The 22,665-nt window shown below is 31.9% G+C and carries 23 protein-coding genes; 17 read left to right on the forward strand and 6 right to left on the reverse strand.

Annotated elements, in window-relative coordinates:
• Positions 1–90 precede the first annotated feature (90 nt).
• Complete coding sequence (gene deoC / locus ANASTE_RS03145; RefSeq protein ID WP_007049482.1) at positions 91–783, reverse strand: deoxyribose-phosphate aldolase; 693 nt, start codon at positions 781–783, stop codon at positions 91–93.
• 190 nt (positions 784–973) lie between these two features.
• Between deoC and ANASTE_RS03150 the strand changes: the two genes are divergently transcribed.
• Both ANASTE_RS03150 and ANASTE_RS11255 read left to right on the forward strand, forming a co-directional pair.
• A complete protein-coding gene (locus ANASTE_RS03150) occupies positions 974–1,336 on the forward strand; it encodes a hypothetical protein (RefSeq protein WP_007049483.1) in 363 nt (120 codons plus the stop codon).
• Between the two features lie 103 nt (positions 1,337–1,439).
• Positions 1,440–1,820 (forward strand): helix-turn-helix domain-containing protein, encoded by a 381-nt coding sequence (locus ANASTE_RS11255; protein ID WP_007049484.1) that lies wholly within the window; start codon positions 1,440–1,442, stop codon positions 1,818–1,820.
• A 31-nt stretch (positions 1,821–1,851) separates the two neighbouring features.
• Here the strand turns inward: ANASTE_RS11255 and ANASTE_RS03160 are convergent, their stop codons facing one another.
• The 4 genes from ANASTE_RS03160 to ANASTE_RS03175 form a co-directional block, all read right to left on the reverse strand.
• Positions 1,852–2,649: an EFR1 family ferrodoxin gene (locus tag ANASTE_RS03160; RefSeq protein ID WP_007049485.1), complete on the reverse strand. Its 798-nt coding sequence runs from the start codon at positions 2,647–2,649 to the stop codon at positions 1,852–1,854.
• On the reverse strand, positions 2,634–3,119 hold the full coding sequence (locus ANASTE_RS03165) for a prolyl-tRNA synthetase associated domain-containing protein (RefSeq protein ID WP_007049486.1): 486 nt from the start codon (positions 3,117–3,119) through the stop codon (positions 2,634–2,636). Before ANASTE_RS03165 ends, ANASTE_RS03160 begins: the two co-directional genes overlap by 16 nt.
• An 18-nt stretch (positions 3,120–3,137) precedes the next feature.
• Positions 3,138–3,611, reverse strand: a complete 474-nt coding sequence (locus tag ANASTE_RS03170) for a GNAT family N-acetyltransferase (RefSeq protein WP_007049487.1) — start codon at positions 3,609–3,611, stop codon at positions 3,138–3,140.
• Between the two features lie 117 nt (positions 3,612–3,728).
• Positions 3,729–5,024 (reverse strand): lactate racemase domain-containing protein, encoded by a 1,296-nt coding sequence (locus tag ANASTE_RS03175; protein ID WP_007049488.1) that lies wholly within the window; start codon positions 5,022–5,024, stop codon positions 3,729–3,731.
• Positions 5,025–5,334: 310 nt separating this feature from the next.
• On the opposite strand from ANASTE_RS03175, the gene ANASTE_RS03180 reads away from it, so the two are divergent.
• The 10 genes from ANASTE_RS03180 (at position 5,335) to hydF (ending at position 18,480) form a co-directional block, all read left to right on the forward strand.
• Entirely contained in the window at positions 5,335–7,497 is a 2,163-nt protein-coding gene (locus tag ANASTE_RS03180) for a BglG family transcription antiterminator (RefSeq protein ID WP_007049489.1), read from the forward strand.
• A complete protein-coding gene (locus tag ANASTE_RS03185) occupies positions 7,490–9,874 on the forward strand; it encodes a glycyl radical protein (RefSeq protein WP_039944849.1) in 2,385 nt (794 codons plus the stop codon). Before ANASTE_RS03180 ends, ANASTE_RS03185 begins: the two co-directional genes overlap by 8 nt.
• A gap of 12 nt (positions 9,875–9,886) precedes the next feature.
• Positions 9,887–10,177 carry a PTS sugar transporter subunit IIB gene (locus ANASTE_RS03190; protein WP_007049491.1) on the forward strand — a complete coding sequence of 97 codons (291 nt, stop codon included), beginning with the start codon at positions 9,887–9,889 and terminating at the stop codon, positions 10,175–10,177.
• 20 nt (positions 10,178–10,197) lie between these two features.
• Entirely contained in the window at positions 10,198–11,499 is a 1,302-nt protein-coding gene (locus tag ANASTE_RS03195) for a PTS ascorbate transporter subunit IIC (RefSeq protein ID WP_007049492.1), read from the forward strand.
• 123 nt (positions 11,500–11,622) lie between these two features.
• Positions 11,623–12,858 (forward strand): DUF362 domain-containing protein, encoded by a 1,236-nt coding sequence (locus ANASTE_RS03200; protein WP_007049493.1) that lies wholly within the window; start codon positions 11,623–11,625, stop codon positions 12,856–12,858.
• A 5-nt stretch (positions 12,859–12,863) separates the two neighbouring features.
• Positions 12,864–13,775, forward strand: coding sequence for a glycyl-radical enzyme activating protein (locus tag ANASTE_RS03205; RefSeq protein WP_007049494.1), 912 nt, complete (start codon positions 12,864–12,866; stop codon positions 13,773–13,775).
• Between the two features lie 2 nt (positions 13,776–13,777).
• Complete coding sequence (locus ANASTE_RS03210; protein WP_007049495.1) at positions 13,778–14,305, forward strand: hypothetical protein; 528 nt, start codon at positions 13,778–13,780, stop codon at positions 14,303–14,305.
• Positions 14,306–14,578: 273 nt separating this feature from the next.
• Positions 14,579–15,625, forward strand: coding sequence for a [FeFe] hydrogenase H-cluster radical SAM maturase HydE (hydE, locus tag ANASTE_RS03215; RefSeq protein WP_007049496.1), 1,047 nt, complete (start codon positions 14,579–14,581; stop codon positions 15,623–15,625).
• Positions 15,626–15,858: 233 nt separating this feature from the next.
• Positions 15,859–17,286 carry a [FeFe] hydrogenase H-cluster radical SAM maturase HydG gene (gene hydG / locus ANASTE_RS03220; RefSeq protein WP_007049497.1) on the forward strand — a complete coding sequence of 476 codons (1,428 nt, stop codon included), beginning with the start codon at positions 15,859–15,861 and terminating at the stop codon, positions 17,284–17,286.
• Between the two features lie 9 nt (positions 17,287–17,295).
• Positions 17,296–18,480 carry a [FeFe] hydrogenase H-cluster maturation GTPase HydF gene (hydF, locus tag ANASTE_RS03225; protein WP_007049498.1) on the forward strand — a complete coding sequence of 395 codons (1,185 nt, stop codon included), beginning with the start codon at positions 17,296–17,298 and terminating at the stop codon, positions 18,478–18,480.
• Positions 18,481–18,672: 192 nt separating this feature from the next.
• Here hydF and ANASTE_RS03230 read toward each other — a convergent pair whose 3' ends face one another.
• Positions 18,673–19,062: a helix-turn-helix domain-containing protein gene (locus tag ANASTE_RS03230; protein WP_007049499.1), complete on the reverse strand. Its 390-nt coding sequence runs from the start codon at positions 19,060–19,062 to the stop codon at positions 18,673–18,675.
• A 208-nt stretch (positions 19,063–19,270) separates the two neighbouring features.
• On the opposite strand from ANASTE_RS03230, the gene ANASTE_RS03235 reads away from it, so the two are divergent.
• The 5 genes from ANASTE_RS03235 to ANASTE_RS03255 all read left to right on the forward strand — a co-directional run bounded on the left by ANASTE_RS03235 (position 19,271) and on the right by ANASTE_RS03255 (position 22,180).
• Complete coding sequence (locus tag ANASTE_RS03235; protein ID WP_007049500.1) at positions 19,271–19,498, forward strand: Asp-tRNA(Asn)/Glu-tRNA(Gln) amidotransferase subunit GatB; 228 nt, start codon at positions 19,271–19,273, stop codon at positions 19,496–19,498.
• A 150-nt stretch (positions 19,499–19,648) separates the two neighbouring features.
• Positions 19,649–20,839 (forward strand): M24 family metallopeptidase, encoded by a 1,191-nt coding sequence (locus ANASTE_RS03240; RefSeq protein ID WP_007049501.1) that lies wholly within the window; start codon positions 19,649–19,651, stop codon positions 20,837–20,839.
• 100 nt (positions 20,840–20,939) lie between these two features.
• Positions 20,940–21,569, forward strand: a complete 630-nt coding sequence (locus ANASTE_RS03245; protein ID WP_007049502.1) for a CatA-like O-acetyltransferase — start codon at positions 20,940–20,942, stop codon at positions 21,567–21,569.
• 153 nt (positions 21,570–21,722) lie between these two features.
• Complete coding sequence (locus ANASTE_RS03250; protein ID WP_117532478.1) at positions 21,723–21,944, forward strand: PspC domain-containing protein; 222 nt, start codon at positions 21,723–21,725, stop codon at positions 21,942–21,944.
• A 14-nt stretch (positions 21,945–21,958) separates the two neighbouring features.
• On the forward strand, positions 21,959–22,180 hold the full coding sequence (locus ANASTE_RS03255; protein WP_007049504.1) for a PspC domain-containing protein: 222 nt from the start codon (positions 21,959–21,961) through the stop codon (positions 22,178–22,180).
• The last annotated feature ends 485 nt before the right edge of the window (positions 22,181–22,665 follow it).

The raw sequence follows: 22,665 nt of genomic DNA on the forward strand, positions 1-22,665 counted from the left end.
AGTAAAAAGGATGTATTATACTCTTCTTTTTACATAAGGGTATTATAATAATAAAGCGAATATATTCTCCTTAGAATTATAATTTAATTATTAACCATTAACTCTTTTTTTGGCTTCTTCTAAAATTGTACCTGCTGATCTTACGCCAAGTCCAAATCTGTTACATCCAATTTCTGCCATTGCGATAAGAGTATCCAAATCTCTTACTCCGCCTGCAGCTTTGATTAAAGCATCATCACCGATAGTTTCTTTTATAAGTTTGATTGTTTCTACTGTAGTTGGTTTTGGACCCCAGCCTGTACCTGTTTTAACATATGTAACACCGGCTTTTACGCATAGTTCACTTGCTTTTTTGATTTCGTCATCTGTTAGATAACAAATTTCAATAATTGATTTTACAGGAACGCCGTCAGCTGCTTCCACTACTGCTTTGATATCATCAACGAAATAATCGTATTTACCTGATTTAAGTGCACTGACGTTACTTACCATATCAAGTTCTTCACATCCCATAGCAATATTTTCTTTAGCTTCGATTATCTTATTTGCTGTTGTTGCAGCACCGCTTGGAAAACTTACAACACCTGTTGTTACGATATCAGGATAATCTTTTAATCTGTCAATAGTATACTTTGTAACCCAAGGCATTGGTGATGCACAGATACAATTATACTTAATAACTGTATCAATCATTTCCTCAACTTCGTCCATTACGATATCAGTTCTTACCGTACTGACATCAATCATTCTGCTAATGTTCTTTAAATCTACTTCTTTTTTCATTATTTAACCTCCGATGAATAAACATCATTATCTTTTATGGTTTTATAATAACAGGTAATTACCTTTTTGTAAAGTATTTTTTAAAAATTTATAAAAAATATGTTAAGGTGGTGATGTTTAACTTTTTTAAAAAATTTAGATATTGTCGTATTATATGATATAATGTAAATTACATAGTTAGGAGGATATAATGATAAGTTTAGTACTTGGAATATGTTTTTCATTTGAATCAGTTTTAGTATTCATCTCTTTGTTTTTTACGGTCAAAAGAGTGATTTTTAATGGGACTCATCCCTTTTTATTATTTTTGATTATTTTTTATGCCTTGGCTTGTTTTTTTATAGGGCAATTGTTTTTCTATATGGCTAGAAGAAAGTATAAGGTGGAGAGTATATTCAATGTGCCGTTGTTGGATATAAACATAAAAGAAGAAATAAAACTTGAGCATATCATAGAAGGAAGAGACATTGCAGGGATAGAGGACGGGAAAATTCTCTATATTGAAGACGAGAATAAAAATAAAGATATAGATACAAATCAGAATATTACTTGAACTTTTATCAAGTAATATTTTTTTATAGTAAGTAACAACATAGATACGATTAGTAACAGCATTAATTGAAATAATTTGATATGATAATTTTAGGAGGTTTGATATGGGGTTTTCAGAAAAATTAAAAAAATTAAGAATTGATAATGAGATGTCACAGGAGAATTTAGCAGAACTTTTAAATGTTTCACGTTCGGCTATTGCAAAATGGGAAAGTTCAAAGGGAATGCCGGATTTAGAGAATATAAAGATGATAGCTCCAATATTTGATGTTACTATCGATTCTCTTATCAGGGATGAAGAGGAAATAGAAACGACGGAAGAAGGGTTTTGTTTTAAGATTGCGGGAGCGGGAGTCGGCATAGGGTTAGTCTTGGGATTTTTATTCCGAGATTTTGGCGTAAATAATATGGGAGCATGGGGGATAGGGTTTGGAATAATCGGGTATATTATAGGTTATGTCATTATTGAAATAAAAAACAAATAAAACTGTACATAAAAAAGGAGAAATCCTCCTTTTAATTTATATAATTATTTATATTATTTTGTTCAATAACGTTTTTCCCAAGAAGCGTTATAGCTTTTGCCGGACAATTTGTTATACATCTGTAGCACATGGTGCATTTATTTTTTGTATTTATTTTATTATCTATAACTTTTAAATTGTTCATAGGACATAGAGAAATACATCTATTGCATTTTGTACATTTATTATTATCAACTTTAAGTTTAGAGGAATATTCTTTGGTTTTATTATAAAACCAAAGTCTTTGACCGACTAATCCGGCTATATGATAAATAATACTGAGTCCTTCTTTTGTTGGAGCATTATTTTTATATTTTTGAGCCGCATTTATAATTTTGCTTTCTGCTTTTAATATTATTTGTTTATTTTCTTCTTTACTCCTTTTCAAGGCCTTTACATCCGCAATGCAGTCGGGCATTTTTACCTGGAGACCTCCCATGATATTGGCTCCGTATTTTTTTAGTATTCTGGCTGAACACCCCGCACCGTCTCCGCTGAATAACCCCATAGTTGCAATAATAAATACATTTTTATTTTTAAATAAGTCTTTATTATTTAAAATAAAATCTCTCACTATTTTGGGAAGAGAACTATAATATATGGGATACGCAAATACAATATCTTTATTATTTAATAATTCTTCTTTTATATTTTCGCTTTCTATTGATAATATCTTTGCATCACTTTCAATATTTTTTACAAATTTATCAATACAATATTTTGTGTTTCCCGTACCGCTGAAATAAATCCCTAACATATTACTTTTTGCTTCCTTTATTTTATTTTGCATATTATAATTCTGTTTTGATAATCTTTTATTGACTTTATTAAATCTTCAAATGATATAAATACGGTAGCCGAGTTTTCCATCGGATGAATACCTATTGCTTTATTTTTAAGCTCTTCGTCAAATACGGAAATAACTTTATTTCCCACGTCGTTTATTACCGCTATAGGTGTCACGCTGCCTGCGGTTACATTTAATATATTTTCAACATCTTTATTTTGGGCAAAACTAAGTCTTCTGCTTCCGATTTCTTTTCTTAAACTCTTCAAATCGGCTTTTTTATGTGCGGGAAGTGTAACAAGGTAATAATTTAACTTTTTATCATCTCTTAAAAATAAATTCTTTGCGATTTTTTCTTTTCCCGGTATATTAAGTTCATCGACTTCATCGATCGTAAATACTTTTTCATGTTCAACTACTTCATAATCTATATTTGAATTTTTAAAATATTCATATGTTTCCTGTTTGTTCACTTTAAATCATTCCCTTTCTTATTTGTTGTTAAAATCGTATTTCATGGGGACATAGTTTGTTTTGATTTCTTTAAATCCAAGTTTGTTATATAATTCATAACCTTCTTTTGTTGAGTTCAGTTCGATATAATCAAGGTTTATATAACTTGCATCCTCTATTAATTTTTCCGTAAGTTTCTTTGCGATTCCCTGTCTTCTAAAATCTTCTACTGTAAATACATTGAGTACCGTTCCTATTTTACCGTTTATAAAATTTACTCCTGATGGCATATTTGAAATGGAAATAAATGCAGATGAAATTATTTTATTTCCTTCTAGTGCTATATAAGCATAAAAGTCTTTGTTTAAGTGTTCTTTAAAATATGATAATAATTCTCTTTTTATATTGCTTTCATTATTTTTAATAGTTTCTTTAAATTCATATTTAAGGAATTTAATTCTTATATCTTTAAGTTCTTTTATATCGCTTTTATCTGCTTTTTTTATTATCAATATTATGCTCCTAACTTAATCAATAAAATTATATTAATTATAGTATTTAATATCCTAAAAGACAATTAACAAATTTATATTAGTATAAAAAATCCCTGATAGCAATCAGGGATAAAATTATTTTCTTATTTTGGGAAGTGTATTTGCTCCGTGAGGAAGTAATGCAGTTTCCATATCAAGACTGCCTCCGTTTAAGTCTTTTGCTATTTCAAGTGCTTCATCCAGTGTTGTTGCTACATATGCTTTTGTGTTTTTAAATTCTTCCTTTGGTATGCTTGTTACGAGTATCAAATTATATTTATCTGCAAAATCAGCAAATAAATATCCTACATATGCGCCTATGGAGAAATCATTTCTGAGTGCGACTTCTCTGTCATACATGTTATCATATCCTTTGATTTGTTTTTCGCAGTCTTCGTCTCCGAATTTTTCTCCGCATTTAAATAATATTATAGCAGTTCCATTGTCCTCTATTATCTCCATAACATTGCAAAGAGTCTTTGAACCTTGATAGAGATTTATATCTTTTGGGAAGCCTCCTGCGGTTGCAATGACGAAAGGATATTTTTTATCTATATATACTCCTTCCATTTCATCGACCATTTTACAGGCTTCTTTATGAGCTTCAACATAATCTCCGGCAAATGCTTTTATTATATTAAAATCTCCGTCTACTACTACATTTAATAAAAACGCAGGCTTAAGCATTTCTGCAGCTTCCATTAAGTCCGTATGGAAAGGATTTGTTTCGCTCATATTTGCACTTCTGACAAACGGATTTGAACCGCTTCCGAGTCCTTCATTTAAAGATAGTGAGTGGTGTTTCATTATAGTTTCTCTTGCTGCAATCCCGGGAACTATACTTTTTCTGCCTCCTCCGAAACCTGCAAGGAAATGATATACTACTCCGCCGGTTATAATCACTTTATCTGCATTTACGGCGACTTTATTTAATTTAATAGGCGTACCGTGGGAAGTTGTTCCCATGTAAACCATATTTTCATCGTCAGTACAAACGTGGTCTATTATTTCTATCCTTCCGTAGAGTTCTCCTATTAGTTCTTTATGTTCTTCTTCTGTCTGTTTTCTGTGCGTTCCCGTTGCACTTAAAATAGTTATATCATCATCTTTTACTCCCGCTTTGTTTAATTCGTCCACTAAAATTGGAAGATACATTTTCGATGACTGCCACTTTCTTGTTATATCGGATATTATAATGCAGACCTTATCGTCTTTATCTATCTTTTTATTTAATTTATCGCTTCCGATAGGGTTATCTAAGGCGTCTTTTATATGTTCTTTGGGTGTCTTTTTAGTAAGTCCCAAATCGTTGGATTCAAGAACCTCTTTAATATTTTCATCCTTTAACTTTACATCAAATTCTATTTTGTCATATCTTAATTTATAACTCATTTATTAATTCTCCTTACTTATATAAGCTTATTAAAGATTTAATCCTTATTAAAAGTTTAATAAGTCTATATAAAATATTTTTCTCACATTTTATCACAAAATGTTTATATTTACTATATGTTAATACGTTTAAGTTCCTTTTATTTATTTTATGATTTGTATTTTGATTTTGGAAATCATAAAAGGGAAGGAAATAATAAATTAATTAGACAATTATTTCAGGAAAAAATTGAAAGAAATTGTTGAAATCGTTTCATGAAATATATGCTAAGATATATTTAAGGAAGAATCAATGAATAAGGTGATTTAAATGTTTCTAAAAAGAAGAGAACTATTGATACTCAAAAGTTTAATGTTAGCCGATAAAGGTATCAGGATATCGTATCTGACAAATAAATTTAAGGTATCGGAAAGAATGATAAGGTATGACATCGATAATATAAATTATTTTCTTAAAAGTATCAATGCTTTTATAGACAAAGATAGAAATGGAAATTTTATTTTAAATATAAAAGAGGAAGATATAGCAAAGTTAAAAGAGGAGATAAATAACTTTGCCGTTACTGATGTTTATCTTACGGAAGAAGATAGGTTTAATTATATAATCATAAAACTTTTAACCGCAAACAATCCAATAACTATTTCATCTATAGCTGAGGAACTTTACGTAAGCAGAAGTTCGTTAAATAAAACGATGAAAAAGGTCTATGAATGGTTTGATGAACAAGGTATCGATGTTATAAGTAAGACCAATTACGGGATACTTTTAAATTGTTCGGAAAATAAGTGGAGAAAAGCAGTAATAAAATTAAGCAATAACAAAGAACACCGCGGTTACTTTTACAGTCTTCTTCACAAAGCCTCCAATGACAGTGACGATAATTATTTAAACCCTACCAATTATATTCTTCCTCTATATAAAGAAGCTTTATTCGATGAAGAAGATTTATATAAAATTATAGATTCGATTTCATATTTGGAAGATTTACTGGAAACAAAATTTGATGATTCAAGTTATGTATCTTTATTGATACATCTGGCAATAGCAATGAAGAGACTCAAGAAGGGAAACAAGATTTTAATGTCGGATGAACAGCTTGAACAGCTTAAAAATGAAGATGAATACTCTGTTTCCAAAAGTTTTGCTAAATATTTAAATACCATTTTCGATATTGATATTCCTGATGAAGAAATAGGTTATATAACCATCCATTTGATGGGAGCAAGAAGATTTTTTATTCTTGCAAATGATGATAAAGAATTAAGAGAAGTCGTAATAAAAATCATTGATAATGTTCAAAAGATTTTAAATAAAAGTATTGATAATAAATATATCGATGATTTGATTAAAGATTTGACTGTTCATTTAAAACCGGCAATATCAAGGCTTAAGAATTCTTTAATGATCGAAAATCCTATACTGGGTACCATAAAAGGGAAATATATGGATATATTTTCTGCGGTAGAAAAATCTTGTTTTATCATTAAAGAAAAATATTATATAGAAAATATCCCTGATGACGAGATAGCTTATATAACGATGCATATCGGGGCAAGTTTAGAAAAATCAAGAGTTATCAAAAGTAAAAAAATAAAAGCTATAACAATGTGTGCAAGCGGTCTCGGGACTTCCAAAATGCTTTCCAGCAGGATACAAAGGGAATTTCCAATGATAGAAATCATAGGAGAAATATCAATATTCGATGCTTCCAGATATAGAAAAGCAGATGTGATAATTTCAACCATAGATACTTATATAAAAACCGAGATCCCAATCATAAGGGTAACGCCTTTACTTGATAATAAAGATATAAAAAAAATAGAAGATTTCCTTGATATAAAAAGGGTAGTTCCAAACTATGAAATACTTGGTGACTTAGATAATAAAATAGACATAATCGTAAAGGCAGCAAAAGATAACAGTACTGATTTGGATGAAATTAAATTTAAAGATGATTTATACAAAATATTGATTAATAACAACAATACAGGAGAGGAGATTTTACCTATGCTTTCGGAGTTAATTGACGAAAAGAGAATTTCATTTTATGACGCAAAAAATTGGGAGGACGCAGTAAGGGAGGCCGGGAGACTATTGGTGAATACCAAATGTGCTAAAAACGGATATGTGGATAAAATGGTGGATACCGTTAAGGAACTTGGCTCTTATATAGTAATAACAAAGGGTATCGCCTTACCCCATGCAAGACCGGAAGACGGAGCTTTAAAAGTTGCAATGAGTCTTGTAATACTGAATAATCCCATAAATTTCGGTAATAAGAATAATGACCCGGTAAAGGCGGTTTTCGGACTTTGTGCGGTTGATAATCACACTCATTTAAGGGCACTTTCGGATCTTGGTAAATTTGCCGTTAATGAGGATAATTTTTCGACCTTGGTTTCACTTAAGTCTAAAAAAGAAATATCAAAATATATTAAACAAATATGTGAGGAGAGTGATAAGAATGAATGACAGAATCAAAAGAATTAAAAAAAGTGTGGTCAGCGTAAAACCCGAAGTATGTACCGAAAGGCTGAGGATAATAACAGAGTCTTATGAAAGGTACAAAGATGAACCTATTATAGTAAAAAGGGCATTGTCACTAAGAGATATTCTTTTAAATATGAGTATTTATTTGGAAGATGAGCAGCTTGTTATCGGCAATCAGGCTTCGGGAATAAGAAGAGCTCCGTTGTTTCCCGAATATTCATGGGACTGGATTTTTAAAGAAATAGATGAATTTGAAAAAAGACCCAGCGATGTCTTTTATGTAAATGAAGAAAATAAAAAGATAATGAGAGAAATATTACCTTTATGGAAAGGAAAGACATTAAAAGACAGAGTACTTAAGACGCAGACAAAAGAAGTTTTGGAAGATAAAAAAGTCGGTGTTCTCGGATGGGAAGGAAATGTAACAGCCGGAGAAGGACATATAATCATGAACTTTGAAAAGGTGTTAAAAGTTGGATTCAGAGGTATTGTAAATGAAGCAGAGGATAAACTTTCAAAACTCGACTATACCGACCCTGATGATTTGAGAAAAGTTTCTTTTTATAAGGCTGTAAAAATTGTATATTCCGCTTCAAGTGAATTTGTTGAAAGATATATAGATTTGCTTGAGGGAAAAATTATTATAGAAAAGGATGAACAAAGAAAGAAGGAGTTAAAACAAATTAAGAAGAACTGTGAGAATATTGAATATAATCCTCCTACAACTTTCAAAAGTGCGGTTCAGCTCCTTTGGTTTGTTCAGCTGATTTCTCAGATAGAAGCCAACGGACATTCAATGTCTATGGGCAGGGTGGATAAATATATTTATCCGTTTTACAAGAGAGATATCGATAAAGGAATTTTAAATAGAGATGAAGCAAAAGAATACATAGAGTGTTTTTATTTAAAACTATTCACGGTAATAAAGATTAGACCTTGGTCTCATACAAGATTTGTTGCCGGATACCCTACATATCAAAATATTATTATAGGCGGGAAGAATATAGACGGGAAAAGTGATTTGAATGAAATGTCGTATATACTTCTTGAAGCTCTGGGCGATATCAAATTGTCAGAACCTAATTTTTATATAAGGTGTCATGAAGATATGCCTAAGGATTTCGTGGATTTAATGATAAAAGTCATAAAGATGGGTTTCGGTATGCCTGCTCTTGTAAATGATGATGTTATCATAAATTCTTTGATCGACAGAGGTGTGAGCAAAGAAGACGCTTATGACTATTCCACAATGGGGTGTCTTGAAGTTCAGGTTCCCGGTAAATGGGGATATAGGGCAAACGGAAAGACAAAAGTAAATGTATTAAAAATAATGGAAATTGCTTTAAACGGAGGAGTAGATCCCAAAAGCGGTATTAAAACTATAGAAGGGATTCCCGAATTTACAAAGTTTACTGATTTTGATGAAGTGTATAAAGCTTACTGTAAAGCAATGATATATTATATGCGTCTTCAAGTCACTGCGGATAATATCAATGATATTGCCATGGAAGAACTTGTTCCCGATGCATTTTGTTCAGGGCTTGTAGAGGACTGTATAGGAAGAGGTAAGACTATAAAAGAAGGCGGAGCCGTTTACGATATGATAAGCGGAGCATTGGTAGGCGGTCCTAATGTCGGTAATTCACTGTATGCCTTAAAGAAGGCTGTGTTTGAAGATAAGTTACTGACCTTGGAAGATGTTCAAAATGCTGTAAGAAGCAATTATGAAGGTATTGAAGGAGAAAAAATAAGACTGCTTCTTCAAAACAAAATAGACAAATACGGAAACGATAATGATGAAGCGGATGATATGGTTGTGAAGATTTATAAACCATACATTGATAATATAGCTTCTTATAAAAATACAAGATTTGGCAGAGGTCCGATCGGCGGTATGTTCATTCCTTCCACCGTTACGATTTCTTCAAATGTTCCCGACGGAGCAAAAGTAGGAGCAACACCAGACGGTAGAAAAGATGAGGAACCGACTGCGGAAGGGGTATCTCCTATGCACGGAACAGAGAAGAACGGTCCGACAAGTGTTATAAATTCTGTTTCAAAATTGGAGACGAGAAAGATGACAGGCGGACAATTGCTTAATATGAGATTTAATCCGACTACGGTAAAGACCAAAAAAGATGAAGAAAAATTTTATGCATTGATAGAAGCATTTTTCAAGAAGAACGGATGGCATGTTCAGTTTAACATGATATCTACGGATACTTTAATCAAAGCCCAGAAAGAACCCGAGAAATATCAAGATTTAGTTGTAAGGGTTGCAGGATATAGTGCTTTATTTACTTCTTTGGACAAAATTACTCAGGACGACATAATAAGCAGGATGGAATATGAATTATAGGAGGATGGAAAGATGAAAATTATTACAGTTTGCGGAATGGGGATGGGTACGTCTTTAATTTTAAAGATGACTATCGAATCTGTACTTAAAAAAGAAGGTTTAAGTGCAGAAGTAGTTCATTCGGATTTAGGTTCGGCTAAAGCTCAAAATGCTGATTTATTTGCGATTTCGGTAGATATGGTAAATGCATTTGGAGAGTCCGGCAAAAATTATGTTGCTGTACAAAGTGTATTTGACGAAAACGGCGTAAGAGAGACAGTTTTACCTGTTGTGAAAAAATTTTTAGAAGAAAATGAAAAATAAAATTTAAATAGGAGGTTAAAATGAATTATTTAATCAATTTTGTAGATTATATGGCAAACTATGTCCTAGGCGTTCCGGCTATTATGATTGCTCTTGTTTCTATGATAGGACTTATTGCTCAAAAAAAATCTTTGCCTGATATATTGTCGGGAACAATGAAATCGGCTATGGGTTATTTGATATTAAGTACGGGAGCAGGCATACTTGTAAGCTGTATGGTACCCCTTGGGGGAATAATGAATGAAGTTTTTGGTTTTCAAGGATTTTTCCCTAATGATGAATCAATAATAGCTGCGGTAATGGGGACTTACGGAAAAGTGGCAGTTTTGTCAATGGTTGTATGTTTTATAGTAAATTTAATAGTAGCAAGGTTTACAAAGTTTAAATATGTATATTTAACGGGACATATGTTACTATTCATCAATATGTTGGTCTGTGTACTTATAGAAGTACAGTTAGGTATTACCAGCACATGGCAGATTGTTCTCTTAAGCGGTTTGATAAGCGGTATATATTGTCCGTTAGCCATTGCGCTATGTCAAAAGTATACCGATAAAGTTACAAACAATGCAGGAGTGGGACTTGCTCATTCATCATGTCTGCAAGCATTTATAGGTGGTTGGATCGGCGAGAGATTTGGTGATCCAAGTAAATCTACGGAAGATTTAAAACTACCTAAATGGGCGAGTATTTTCAGAGATGCGACGCTTGCTACCGGGATAACGATGTTTTTAGTATTCTTGGTCGTAGCTTTTATAGCTCCGAAAGATTATATATTAGAGCAGGTAGGCGAACAAGGTAGGTTTATGTGGGCTGTAATGAACGGTCTTAACTTTGGTGCCGGAATAACCATTTTGTTATCCGGTGTTAGAATGCTTATTGCAGAGATCGTACCTGCATTCAAAGGTTTTGCAGATAAAATCGTACCTAATGCTAAACCGGGTCTTGACTGTCCGATAGTTATGCCTTATGCTCCGACTGCTTGGCTTTTGGGTTTCTTAATAAGTTTTCCGATAGGTATTATATGTACATTGATTTCTGCGGGACCTCTAAGCGTTCAGTATGTGCTTATTGCGGGGGTTATCCCTCACTTCTTCGGTTCAGGTCCTGCTGCTGTTTACGGTAATGCAACAGGCGGTGTAAAAGGCGCAGTCATTGCATCAATAGTTTCTTCTCTTATCTTAAGCTTTGGTATACAGTTGCTTATTCCGCTAACGGGAAGCGTATGTATCGGTACCGGACTTACATGGGGTGAAAGTGACTTTGGTGTATGGGGTACATTGCTTGGATACATATTCAAAGGTATATCAAGTATCTTTTAAATAAAAAAGGAAATGTTAAAATGCGTAACATTTCCTTTAGGTCAATCAATATAAGAATATTGAAAGAAATATAATAAATTATACTAATTTTCTATCTAAAAAACAATCATTAAGAGGTAAATTATGGGAAAAGTAGCATTATTAAAGTGTAAACCGAATCAAATCAAAGAAAAAGTACATAAAGCATTAGATTTACTCGGGGGTATTTCTGAATATGTAAAAAAAGATGATATGGTAGTTATAAAACCTAATGTTCTTTGTGCTCAGGATCACGAAACGGGAGCGACGACATCTCCCGTTTTGGTAAAAGCAGTTGCGGATATGTGTCTTAACGCCGGAGCTGAAAAGGTAATAGTTGCGGAGAGTTCCAACTGGGGAATAGACTCGATGGAGGCAATGAAAGAATGCGGATATGATAAAATTGCCGACGGAGAAAAAATAGTCTTAATGGATTTAAAAAAAGGTGAATTCGTTAAAAAGGATATTGATGGTTTGGTCCTTAAAAGTATCAATATACCAAAGGTATTATGTGATGCGGATGTCGTTATAAACTGTCCTGTACTTAAAGCACACACCATGACTAAAGTAACTATAGGTATAAAAAATCTATCTGTGGGGATTTCTTCCGACGAAGATAAGCAGCATTCACTTCACAGAATAGGGCTCTATCCACCATTAAGCGATGAAATGGAGAAAAACGGTTCTTGGCTCGATCAAGCCATATGTGATATAAATTCGAATACAAATACGACACTAACCGTGGTTGACGGTATATATGGTCTTCATGGAAAAGGAGCCCCTCTTTTTGGGGATAAAATCAATACTAATCTAATCATGGCTTCTGATGACAGAGTAAGTATTGACAGTGTCGGCAGTAAAATTTTAGGTCATGACGCTATGGAAGTTCATCATATAAGAAATTCTTATAATAGAGGTATGGGAGAAATTGACTTAGATAAAATCGAGGTAGTCGGAGATAAAATATCGGATTTTAAATTTGATATAAATCAGTCTTATAATACTTCGCTTAATGGCATTCCAAGTAATGTTACTGTTATAAACGGATGTAAAAACTGCAAAGCCTGTTTATCGACCATGACTTATGTTTTAAGCAGACATAAAGATGAAATAGAAAAAATGAATATTCATATAAATGTATATGTAGGTAAATATTTTGAAGATAAAAAACTTCCGTCTGACAGAAGGATGCATATTTATTACGGTAATTGTGCGGGAAGTCATATTTACGGAGGAGGTTTTGTTCCCGGATGTCCTCCAAGGTCCAGAAGACAGTTTATTCAATCTATAGGGGCTTTGGATATATATAAACAGGACGAAGGTCTGGATACGGACAGGTAGATATTATGAGTAATAAATCTGCTGTTGTATTTGACATACAAAAATATAGTATACATGACGGTCCGGGGATAAGGACAGTAGTGTTTTTAAAAGGATGTCCATTGAAGTGTCTATGGTGTGCAAATCCGGAATCACAATTATCAGAACCTCATATTGTTTATTTCAAAGATAAATGTATCTCAGATTTAAACTGTAAAAAGGTCTGTCCTAATAATGCAATAACCTTCGATAAAGAAGGGATAAAGATAAATGAGAATAAATGCAGTAAGTGTATGTTATGTGTGGATAACTGCTATGCTACTGCTCTGAAAGTATATGGTAAAAATTTAACTATAGATGAAATCGTATCTAAATGTATGGAAGATAAACTTTTCTATGAAACCTCAAACGGCGGCGTAACTCTTTCGGGAGGAGAACCTTTATTTCAGTTTGAAGCGGCTCATGAAATTTTAAGTAGATTAAAATCCAAGGGTATACATACAGCAATCGAAACGACGGGATATGTCAGTAATGAAAATATAAAAAAAATAATGGATTATGTGGATTTGTTTTTGTTTGATATAAAAGCAGTAAATATTGATAAACATAAAAGGCTGACCGGAGTAGATAATCATATAATTCATGATAATCTAAGATATCTTGATGAACATAATAAAAATATCATTATAAGGGTTCCTGTTATCCCTTCTTTAAACGACAGCAAAGATGATATGCTAAATATCATAAATTTTGTTAAAAACTTAAAAAATAAACATCAAGTTAACTTACTTCCATATCATAGACTTGGTTTGTATAAATATGAAGTTTTAAAAAGGGATTATGAATTAAAAGATATAACTCCTCCTAAAGATGATTATATGAATAGTATTTTAAAAATGTTCAAAGAAAATGATATAGAGTGTCAGGTTGGAGGATAAATATGGAAAGCAGAGTAAATATCATTTCCAAAGGGAATGAAGTGGATATAAATATAGCGAGTGAACGGAATAAAAAGAAGATATTTATATTTGTTATCGGTATGTCACTGATAATCTCACTCATTTATATATTGTTTTACTGGTCTTTTAATTATCAAAAGACTGTGTCACCCGGAACATTTATTGCTTTTATCTGGCTTATGGTGATTTTTTATCCTTTATTTAAAGGATTTATAAGTCAGATATGCGAGAATGAATGTATAAAGATATCTAACGATGAAATAATTATCAAATCTAATTTTACATCTTACAAAGTGGATAAGAAAAAAGTAAAAAAGGTGTTTTCTAGTTTTGAAGACTTAATACTTTTTAATGCTTTGGAACATAACAAATATATTTTTTATTATGACAGAGGTAGGATAAGTTTAAATATACTAAACAGAAAAGATAAACTTAGAAAGATACGTTTCGGAAAGTGTCTTGAAAAAGAGGACACTCAAAAAATAATAAGTGTAATAAAACATATTTGATATGTTTTATAGTAAAATCCTTTAATTAAAATTGTTTAAAGAAGTCTTATATAAAAGGCTTCTTCTTTTTATGGCAAATTATATCCATTGTAAATGGGATTTTGATATGGTATAATCTTTTTGCGAGTTAGAAGATGTGTTCTGATAATGAGCATTTAAATAAAGTTCTAAACCTAAAGCATAATTCTAAGGGTAAAGATAAGATTTATATAAAATAATTTATGTATATTTATCTCATGCTTTAGGTATGAGATTTTTTATTCGGAGGTATCTTTGAAAAAAATAATCGACAAATTATATAATAAACAAACTTTAAGCAGAGATGAATTCATATATCTAATAAATAACAGAAATGAAGAGGCAGATGAATATTTATTTAAGCTTGCAAGGAAAAGGCGGGAAGAATACTATAAAAAAGACGTCTACATAAGGGGACTGATAGAATACACCAATTATTGTAAAAATGACTGTTATTACTGCGGTATAAGGTGTTCAAATAAAAATGCGGATAGATACAGGCTATCAAAGGAGGATATCCTTCTTTGTGCTGAGGAAGGTTATAAATTAGGTTTTAGGACTATCGTACTTCAAGGCGGGGAAGATCCTTGTTTTACAGATGAGAAAATGGTAGATATAATATCTGCACTAAGAAATTTATATCCCGACTGTGCAATAACATTATCTATCGGAGAAAAGAGCTATGATAGTTATAAAAAATATTATGATGCGGGAGCAAACAGATTTCTTCTTCGCCATGAAACGGCTGATGAGGTACACTACGGAAAATTACACCCAAAAAACTTATCTTTGGAAAACAGAAAAAAATGTCTTTATGACTTAAAGGATATAGGTTATCAGGTCGGTACCGGGTTTATGGTAGGTTCGCCTTATCAAAGTGCAGAGAATTTAGCAGATGACTTGTTGTTTATAAAAGAGTTAAATCCCGAAATGGTAGGTATAGGTCCCTTTATTGCACATAAGGATACACCATTCAAAGATAAGAAAAACGGAAGTTTTGAGCTTACTTTGTTTCTTCTCGGAATAATAAGACTTATGGTACCTACGGTTCTTCTTCCCTCAACGACTTCTCTTGCGACCATTGATAAAATGGGCAGAGAAAAGGGGATTTTAGCGGGAGCAAATGTTGTAATGCCGAACTTATCTCCCATGAATGTAAGAAAAAAATATATGCTATATGACGGTAAGGTAAGTACAGGAGATGAAGCTGCGGAGAGTTTAAATCATCTTAAGGAAAGTATGAGAAAGATTGGGTATGAAGTCGTTGTTGACAGGGGAGATAATGTTAGGGTTTCGATCTAAAGTCTTGTGTACTTTTAAAAGATTAAAAGTACCAAAAATCTCCGCTCAAGCCGCGGAGGCTAAGCGGCTTAAAAAACAGATCTTCATTTACTTTAATGTTTCATTTGCATGAATTGTAGAGAGTATTTAATTAGATATTTATAGATATTTTGTTTTAATAGTATATATGTACAGGATTAAAATAAAAAAATTTAAAGAATAATGCGTAAATTGCATATAAAAGGAGAAAAATTATGAGTATAAAATATGATGTTATGTCATCAAAAGCGGAAGAGTTTATAAATGACGAAGAGATTATGGAAACTCTTAAATACGCTGAGGATAATAAACATAATGAAAAATTGATAGATGAAATCCTTGAAAAAGCAAGGAAGAAAAAAGGTCTTACTCACAGAGAGGCTACGATATTGCTAGACTGTGATATCAAAGAAAAGAATGAAGAGATATTCAAGCTTGCAAAGGAAATAAAAGAAGAATTTTACGGAAACAGGATAGTTACCTTTGCACCTTTATATCTGTCTAATTACTGTGTGAACGGATGTACATATTGTCCATATCATTATAAAAATAAACATATCTGTAGGAAGAAGCTTACTCAGGAAGAGATAAAAAGAGAAGTGGTAGCACTTCAGGATTTAGGTCATAAAAGGCTCGCTCTTGAAGCGGGGGAAGACCCTGTGAACAATCCTATTGAATATATTTTGGAAAGTATAAAGACTATTTATTCAATTAAGCATAAGAATGGTTCTATCAGAAGAGTAAATGTAAATATTGCCGCTACTACTGTGGAAAATTACAGAAAGCTCAAAGACGCGGGAATAGGAACATATATTCTTTTTCAGGAAACTTACAATAAAGAAGCCTATGAAGAACTTCATCCTACAGGTCCGAAACATAACTATGCATATCATACCGAAGCAATGGACAGAGCAATGGACGGCGGTATAGATGATGTAGGCGTAGGGGTACTTTTCGGACTTAATCTATATAGATATGACTTTACGGGGATTCTTATGCATGCAGAGCATTTGGAAGCCTATAAAGGGGTAGGTCCTCATACTATATCCGTTCCTAGACTTAGAAGTGCTGATGATATAGACCCTGATGATTTTGATAACGGAATTGATGACGATACTTTCGCAAAAATCGTGGCTTGTCTTAGGATAGCCGTTCCTTATACAGGAATGATTATTTCCACGAGAGAAAGTAAAGAGTGCAGGGAAAAAGTTTTAAACCTCGGTATATCTCAAATAAGCGGAGGAAGCAAAACAAGTGTCGGCGGTTATGCGGACGACGAAGAGGAAGAAGAAAACTCGGCTCAATTCGAACTTAGCGACAACAGACCTCTTGATGAAGTTGTAGACTGGCTTATAGGTATGGATTATATCCCAAGTTTCTGTACCGCTTGTTACAGAGAAGGCAGAACGGGGGATAGATTTATGCAGCTGGTTAAAAGCAAACAAATAGCAAACTGCTGTCAGCCCAATGCAATCATGACTTTAGCTGAGTATCTTGAAGATTATGCAAGCGAAAAGACCAGAAAAGACGGTTATGAACTCATAGCGAAAGAAATAGAAAAAATTCCAAGCGATAAAATGAGAGAGCTCGTAAAAAAGAATTTAGAAAACATAAAAGAAGGAAAAAGAGACTTTAGGGTATAGGAGTGTTTTATGGGACTTAATGATACACCAAAGGGAGAGAGAATTTATATAGGTATATTCGGAAGAAGGAATGCAGGGAAATCCAGTATTATAAATGCGATAACAAATCAAAATTTGGCTATTGTTTCAGATGTTAAGGGGACTACCACAGATCCGGTAAGTAAAGCAATGGAGCTTTTTCCTTTGGGACCTGTTGTTATAATCGATACTCCCGGGCTTGATGATGTTGGAAGCCTCGGAGAAAAGAGGATAGAAAAAGCTTATCAGGTTTTGAATAAAACGGATATAGCCCTACTTATTTTGGACGCTGAGTACGGACTTACGGATGTAGATAAAGAACTTTTGAAACTTATAAAGGAAAAAAATATCCCATATATCATTCTAATGAATAAATCGGATATTTTAAGTGATGATAAGAAAAATAATGAGTTTATATATGTAAGTACAAAGACAGGGGAAAATATAAAAGAGCTTAAAGAGTTGATTGCAAAGAAAGCTCCGAAGGGAAACGAAAAAGTAATCGTATCGGATTTGATAAATAAAGGCGATAAGGTCATTCTTGTCATTCCCATAGATAAAGCAGCTCCGAAAGGAAGGCTTATTCTTCCTCAGCAGCAGACCATAAGAGATATTCTCGATAAAGGAGCGGTTTCTATCATGTGTAAGGAAGACGAGCTTAAAAATACTATAAATTCACTGAAAGAAAAACCCTCACTTGTAATAACCGACTCTCAGGCTTTTAAAAGTGTGGATAAAGATACTCCCAAAGATATTCCTCTTACTTCATTTTCAATCCTTTTTGCAAGGTTTAAGGGTGAGATAGATGTTTTGATTGACGGGGTAAGAAAGATAAAAGATTTAGATAATTCAGATACTATTTTGATTAGCGAAGGTTGTACTCATCACAGACAGTGCGGAGATATTGGAAGTGAGAAGATACCTAAATGGCTTAAAGATTTTACAGGTAAAGACCTTAAGTTTGAATTTTCAAGCGGAACGGAATTCCCGAGAGATTTAAGCAAATATGCTCTCGTCGTTCACTGCGGAGGGTGTATGCTAAATGAAAAGGAAATGAAGCATAGGATAAAATACGCTGTTGATAATGGTGTGAATATCGTTAATTACGGGATTTTGATTGCATATTTGAATGGGATACTCGGAAGGGCTGTTGAACCGCTGGGGATAAAATTATAAGTCGCTTAAAGAAGCGACTTTTTTATCTTAATATTTAGAGTTTTAACTAAATAAAAATCCTATAAATTTCATCCACTAAAGTCTCACAAGTTTATTGATTAGTTTTATTTTAAGTATTTATTATATATACTTACTTTTAAGCGACTATCTATCAAATATGTAATCTGGTTATATAATGCTTTTTGTATTTATTTACCTATTGTGCCATTTAGGCTTTCTGCTATTTTGTATTTCTTCTATAATGCATTCGGGAAATTTATTGTTTTGTAAATAAATCATATTATTTATTAATAGATTTCTTTGTTTCATATTGCAGTTTCTGAATATTTTATCTATTTCTTCCAGCGTTATGTATAAGGACTTTTTATTTAATTCAATATCCAATACTTCATCCATACTTACATTTAGTACATTGACTATTCTAATAAGTGTATTTAATGAAGGTTTTGTTGTTCCGTTTTCTATATGGCTATAATGACTTGTGGAAATATCTGCAAACTCTGCAACATTTTCTTGTGTGTATCTTTCTCTTTTCCTTATTTCTTTTAGTCTATTTCCTATATTTTTTAAGTTTATGTCCATAGTTTTACCTCTATATTAAAATTAAGTAATAAAATATAATTAATATTTGTAATATTAATCAAAAAAATGTTATAATACACGGTATAGCAATATTTGTTTTTTTATAGTTTTATCTTACACTATAACGAAACAAAAGTCAATACTTAAACAGATAAAAATATACGTTTAAGTTTAAAATTATATATTATAGTTTGGTAGAGGTGCTAAGATGAATAATGAAGAAGTAAATAATATAAGAAATGAAATTAAATCTTATATTGCAGCAAGTGGATGGACTCTTACAGATGTAGCGGATGAAATGAACAAGAAAAATCCTGATGTTAATGTAACTCCTCAGAATATTTCAAATAAACTTACCAGAGGTACAATTAAATATAAAGAAGTCAAAGAAATTGCTGATATTATCGGATTTGAGATTAAATGGACAAGAAAATAAATTAAAGAACCTGAGAGGTTCTTTTTTATTAGTATGTTTTATTTACTATTTTATTTATATACTTTCGGTATTGCAATTAAATAAAAGAATAGTTATAATAAAACAAAATTTTCATAATATAACATTATAAACAGCGAAGAGAGATTATTTATGTACGAATTATTACCTAAAGAGGAAAGCAAAAACAGAATAGATAAATTTTTAAATATGATGGATGAATACGGGGAGTGGGATAATGTTATTATAATCAACAGAGTTCATCAATATTACTTTACGGGAACGATGCAGGACGCTCTATTAATATTTAACAGAAAATCAAGAAAGCCTTACTTATTTGTCAGAAGAGATTATGACAGGGCAAAAGATGAAGCGGTCATAGAAGAGGTTCATAAAATAAAATCATATGGAGCTATACTTAAATTTTTTGGCAGTGATTTAGGTGTAACTTATATTGAGATGTCTCAGATGAGTATGCTTGTCATGAACAGGATAAAAAAGTATTTTGATATAGAAAAGCTTTATGACGCGGATAGTATATTAGAAAGGTTACTGAGCGTTAAGAGTGAATATGAACTTGAATGTATAAGAAAATGCGGAGAGATCCATGGTTTTGTTTTAGATGAGATAGTTCCAAAACTTCTAAAGAAAGGTATAAGCGAAAGAGAATTTCAGGGAGAGTTATACAATGAATTTATTAAGGCAGGTTCTCACGGACTTTTAAGGTTTTATAATCCATATAATGAGGGATTGATGGGACAGTTTGGCTTTGGAGTAAACTCTCTTTATAATACAAATCATGACGGTCCGGGAGGAATGAAAGGTCTAAGTTCGGTAATCCCGATCGCAGGTTCAGACGATAAGCTTAAAGCGGGAGAAATCGTCTTTGTTGATACTTCTCCGATATATAAAGGATACCAGACAGATAAGGCTCAGATTTATAATTTTAAGGGAAATGTTTCAAATGAAGAGAGAGATCTTCATCACGAATGTATGGAAATACTCGAAAAAGTAAGTAAGATGTTAACTGTAGGAAATATCCCAAGTGATATTTATAATGAAGTCATAAATAATATAAGCGATGATTTAAAGAAGAATTTTATGGGATTTAGAGATAGAAAAGTATCTTTTTTAGGTCATGGACTTGGACTTTTCCTTGACGGCTATCCTGTTATTGCAAATGGATTTGACGACCCCCTTAAAGAAAATATGGTCATTGCAATAGAGCCTAAATACGGAGTGGAAAACCGAGGTGTAGTCGGTGTGGAAGAGAGCTTTATAGTAACTCCAAAAGGCGGAGAATGTGTGACCGGCGGAGCGAGAGATATAATAGATATTTTTTGATAAATTGATTTGGTAAACAGCTTATGATAAAAATATATTTATATCATAAGCTGTTTTTTATGGTAAAATCAAATATATAATATTTTACAGAGGTAATGTCATGTCAAATAATTACAGAGAAGTTGATTTAAATACTTGGGATAGAAAAATCCATCACGATATTTTCAGAAATAGTGTAGAACCTTTTTTCTGCGTTAGTTTTGAAGTTGATATAACAAAGTTTTTAGATATGGTAAAAAAGAACAAATATTCATTTACTTTAGCCTTTATTTATGCTTTGGCTAAATGTGCGAATGAGATAGAACAGTTCAAGTATAGATTTTTAGATGAAAAGGTAGTTATATACGATAAAATAAATACTTCTTTTACATATTTGAATAAAGAAACCGAGTTATTTAAAATGGTAGATATGGAACTTACCGACACAATGGATGAATACATTAAAAAAGCATATGAGAAAGCAAATGAACAAAAAGAATATTTTGTATCTCCTCCGGGGAATGATATATTTCAGTTTTCTCCTTTCCCTTGGATATCATTTTTAAATATTTCTCATACAAATTCCGGAAATAAAAATAATGCCGTACCTATTTTTGATTTTGGGAAGTATCAATTAAAAGGGGATAGAATCATCATACCCCTATCTGTTCATGCTCACCATTCCTTTGTCGACGGTATACATATAGGTAAATTTTATGATTTACTGACTGCATATTTAAATTCGTTTTAACCTTATTTTATAAAATATTTTATCTTTAATGCCTTATTATTTTGAACATCAAGATATATGCTTGTTTTAATAAAATTTTAATGATATAATAATCACCAAATAATGAATATTATATATTATGACAGTATAAGATAAATAAGGATGAAGGAGTCAATGAAGAAAAAGCTTTACAAAAAGAAAAACGGAGCTATGATATGCGGGGTCTTAAACGGCTTTGCGGATTTTTTAGGTGTAGATGCGTCAGTTGTTAGACTTGTTTATATAATTCTTGGATTGTTCGTTCATAGTTTCCCGGCGATTATTTTGTATATCCTTTTAGCTGTTATTATGCCAAGCTCAAATGAAACTGGATATACTGATTATGATATAATGTAAAAAAGAGGGTAGAAATGAATAAAAAACTTTATAAAACAAAAGACGGAGCTATGATAAGCGGTGTGCTTAAGGGGATCAGTGAATATTTGGAAGTTGATGTTACTTTGGTAAGGGTGATTTATGTTTTCCTGGCTGTAGTAACTACGGGATTTCCATTTTTACTGCTTTATATAATACTTGCTTGTATCATGCCTGATAAGAGTACTTTGGGTTATGATGATTATGAAATCAAGTAAATACCGTGCTTTTAAACGATTAAAAGCACCAAAAATCGCCACTAGCCGTGGTGGCAAATATTCGACCGGATTTTTAAAATTAAAATTTTAAAACGGTCTCATTCTTTAAAAGATAATAGTAGTTAAAATTTATGTGTTTACTTATAAAAGCACCTTTTAAAGGTGTTTTTATTTTATAAATTATTGTTTTTATCTTTATTAATTTAAGGAAAAGAGATTATATTTAATACATTCAATAAACCAAGGAAAAAAGAGAATAAAGTTTTAGGGAATGCTTTGAATAAGTTTTGTAAATATTTTATATTCAATTTTTGCGAAGTAAAAATAATGACAGAAAAATGTTAAAATCATAGTTTACGATACGTTTGATAAGAAGTATATCGGGTTTAAAAAAGTAAAAGTAGTGGTTGATAATCATTTTACTTTAGTAAATAGTTTTAAATATATTAAGTTTATAGATAAATAGGATAAAAAAGGCAGAAATA

Source organism: Anaerofustis stercorihominis DSM 17244 (assembly GCF_000154825.1).
Taxonomy (GTDB): Bacteria; Bacillota; Clostridia; order Eubacteriales; family Anaerofustaceae; genus Anaerofustis; species Anaerofustis stercorihominis.

What these genes read in the sequence shown, in the direction of transcription:
- ANASTE_RS03205 (WP_007049494.1), top strand. Translation starts at nt 12,864, where the DNA reads ATGAGTAATAAATCTGCTGTTGTATTTGACATACAAAAATATAGTATA.
- ANASTE_RS03245 (WP_007049502.1), top strand. Translation starts at nt 20,940, where the DNA reads ATGTCAAATAATTACAGAGAAGTTGATTTAAATACTTGGGATAGAAAA.
- ANASTE_RS03230 (WP_007049499.1), bottom strand. Translation starts at nt 19,062, where the DNA reads ATGGACATAAACTTAAAAAATATAGGAAATAGACTAAAAGAAATAAGG.
- ANASTE_RS03180 (WP_007049489.1), top strand. Translation starts at nt 5,335, where the DNA reads ATGTTTCTAAAAAGAAGAGAACTATTGATACTCAAAAGTTTAATGTTA.
- ANASTE_RS03160 (WP_007049485.1), bottom strand. Translation starts at nt 2,649, where the DNA reads ATGCAAAATAAAATAAAGGAAGCAAAAAGTAATATGTTAGGGATTTAT.
- ANASTE_RS03235 (WP_007049500.1), top strand. Translation starts at nt 19,271, where the DNA reads ATGAATAATGAAGAAGTAAATAATATAAGAAATGAAATTAAATCTTAT.
- ANASTE_RS03195 (WP_007049492.1), top strand. Translation starts at nt 10,198, where the DNA reads ATGAATTATTTAATCAATTTTGTAGATTATATGGCAAACTATGTCCTA.
- hydF (WP_007049498.1), top strand. Translation starts at nt 17,296, where the DNA reads ATGGGACTTAATGATACACCAAAGGGAGAGAGAATTTATATAGGTATA.
- ANASTE_RS03200 (WP_007049493.1), top strand. Translation starts at nt 11,623, where the DNA reads ATGGGAAAAGTAGCATTATTAAAGTGTAAACCGAATCAAATCAAAGAA.
- ANASTE_RS03190 (WP_007049491.1), top strand. Translation starts at nt 9,887, where the DNA reads ATGAAAATTATTACAGTTTGCGGAATGGGGATGGGTACGTCTTTAATT.
- ANASTE_RS03250 (WP_117532478.1), top strand. Translation starts at nt 21,723, where the DNA reads ATGAAGAAAAAGCTTTACAAAAAGAAAAACGGAGCTATGATATGCGGG.
- ANASTE_RS03175 (WP_007049488.1), bottom strand. Translation starts at nt 5,024, where the DNA reads ATGAGTTATAAATTAAGATATGACAAAATAGAATTTGATGTAAAGTTA.
- ANASTE_RS03240 (WP_007049501.1), top strand. Translation starts at nt 19,649, where the DNA reads ATGTACGAATTATTACCTAAAGAGGAAAGCAAAAACAGAATAGATAAA.
- ANASTE_RS11255 (WP_007049484.1), top strand. Translation starts at nt 1,440, where the DNA reads ATGGGGTTTTCAGAAAAATTAAAAAAATTAAGAATTGATAATGAGATG.
- deoC (WP_007049482.1), bottom strand. Translation starts at nt 783, where the DNA reads ATGAAAAAAGAAGTAGATTTAAAGAACATTAGCAGAATGATTGATGTC.
- ANASTE_RS03150 (WP_007049483.1), top strand. Translation starts at nt 974, where the DNA reads ATGATAAGTTTAGTACTTGGAATATGTTTTTCATTTGAATCAGTTTTA.
- ANASTE_RS03255 (WP_007049504.1), top strand. Translation starts at nt 21,959, where the DNA reads ATGAATAAAAAACTTTATAAAACAAAAGACGGAGCTATGATAAGCGGT.
- ANASTE_RS03210 (WP_007049495.1), top strand. Translation starts at nt 13,778, where the DNA reads ATGGAAAGCAGAGTAAATATCATTTCCAAAGGGAATGAAGTGGATATA.
- hydG (WP_007049497.1), top strand. Translation starts at nt 15,859, where the DNA reads ATGAGTATAAAATATGATGTTATGTCATCAAAAGCGGAAGAGTTTATA.
- ANASTE_RS03185 (WP_039944849.1), top strand. Translation starts at nt 7,490, where the DNA reads ATGAATGACAGAATCAAAAGAATTAAAAAAAGTGTGGTCAGCGTAAAA.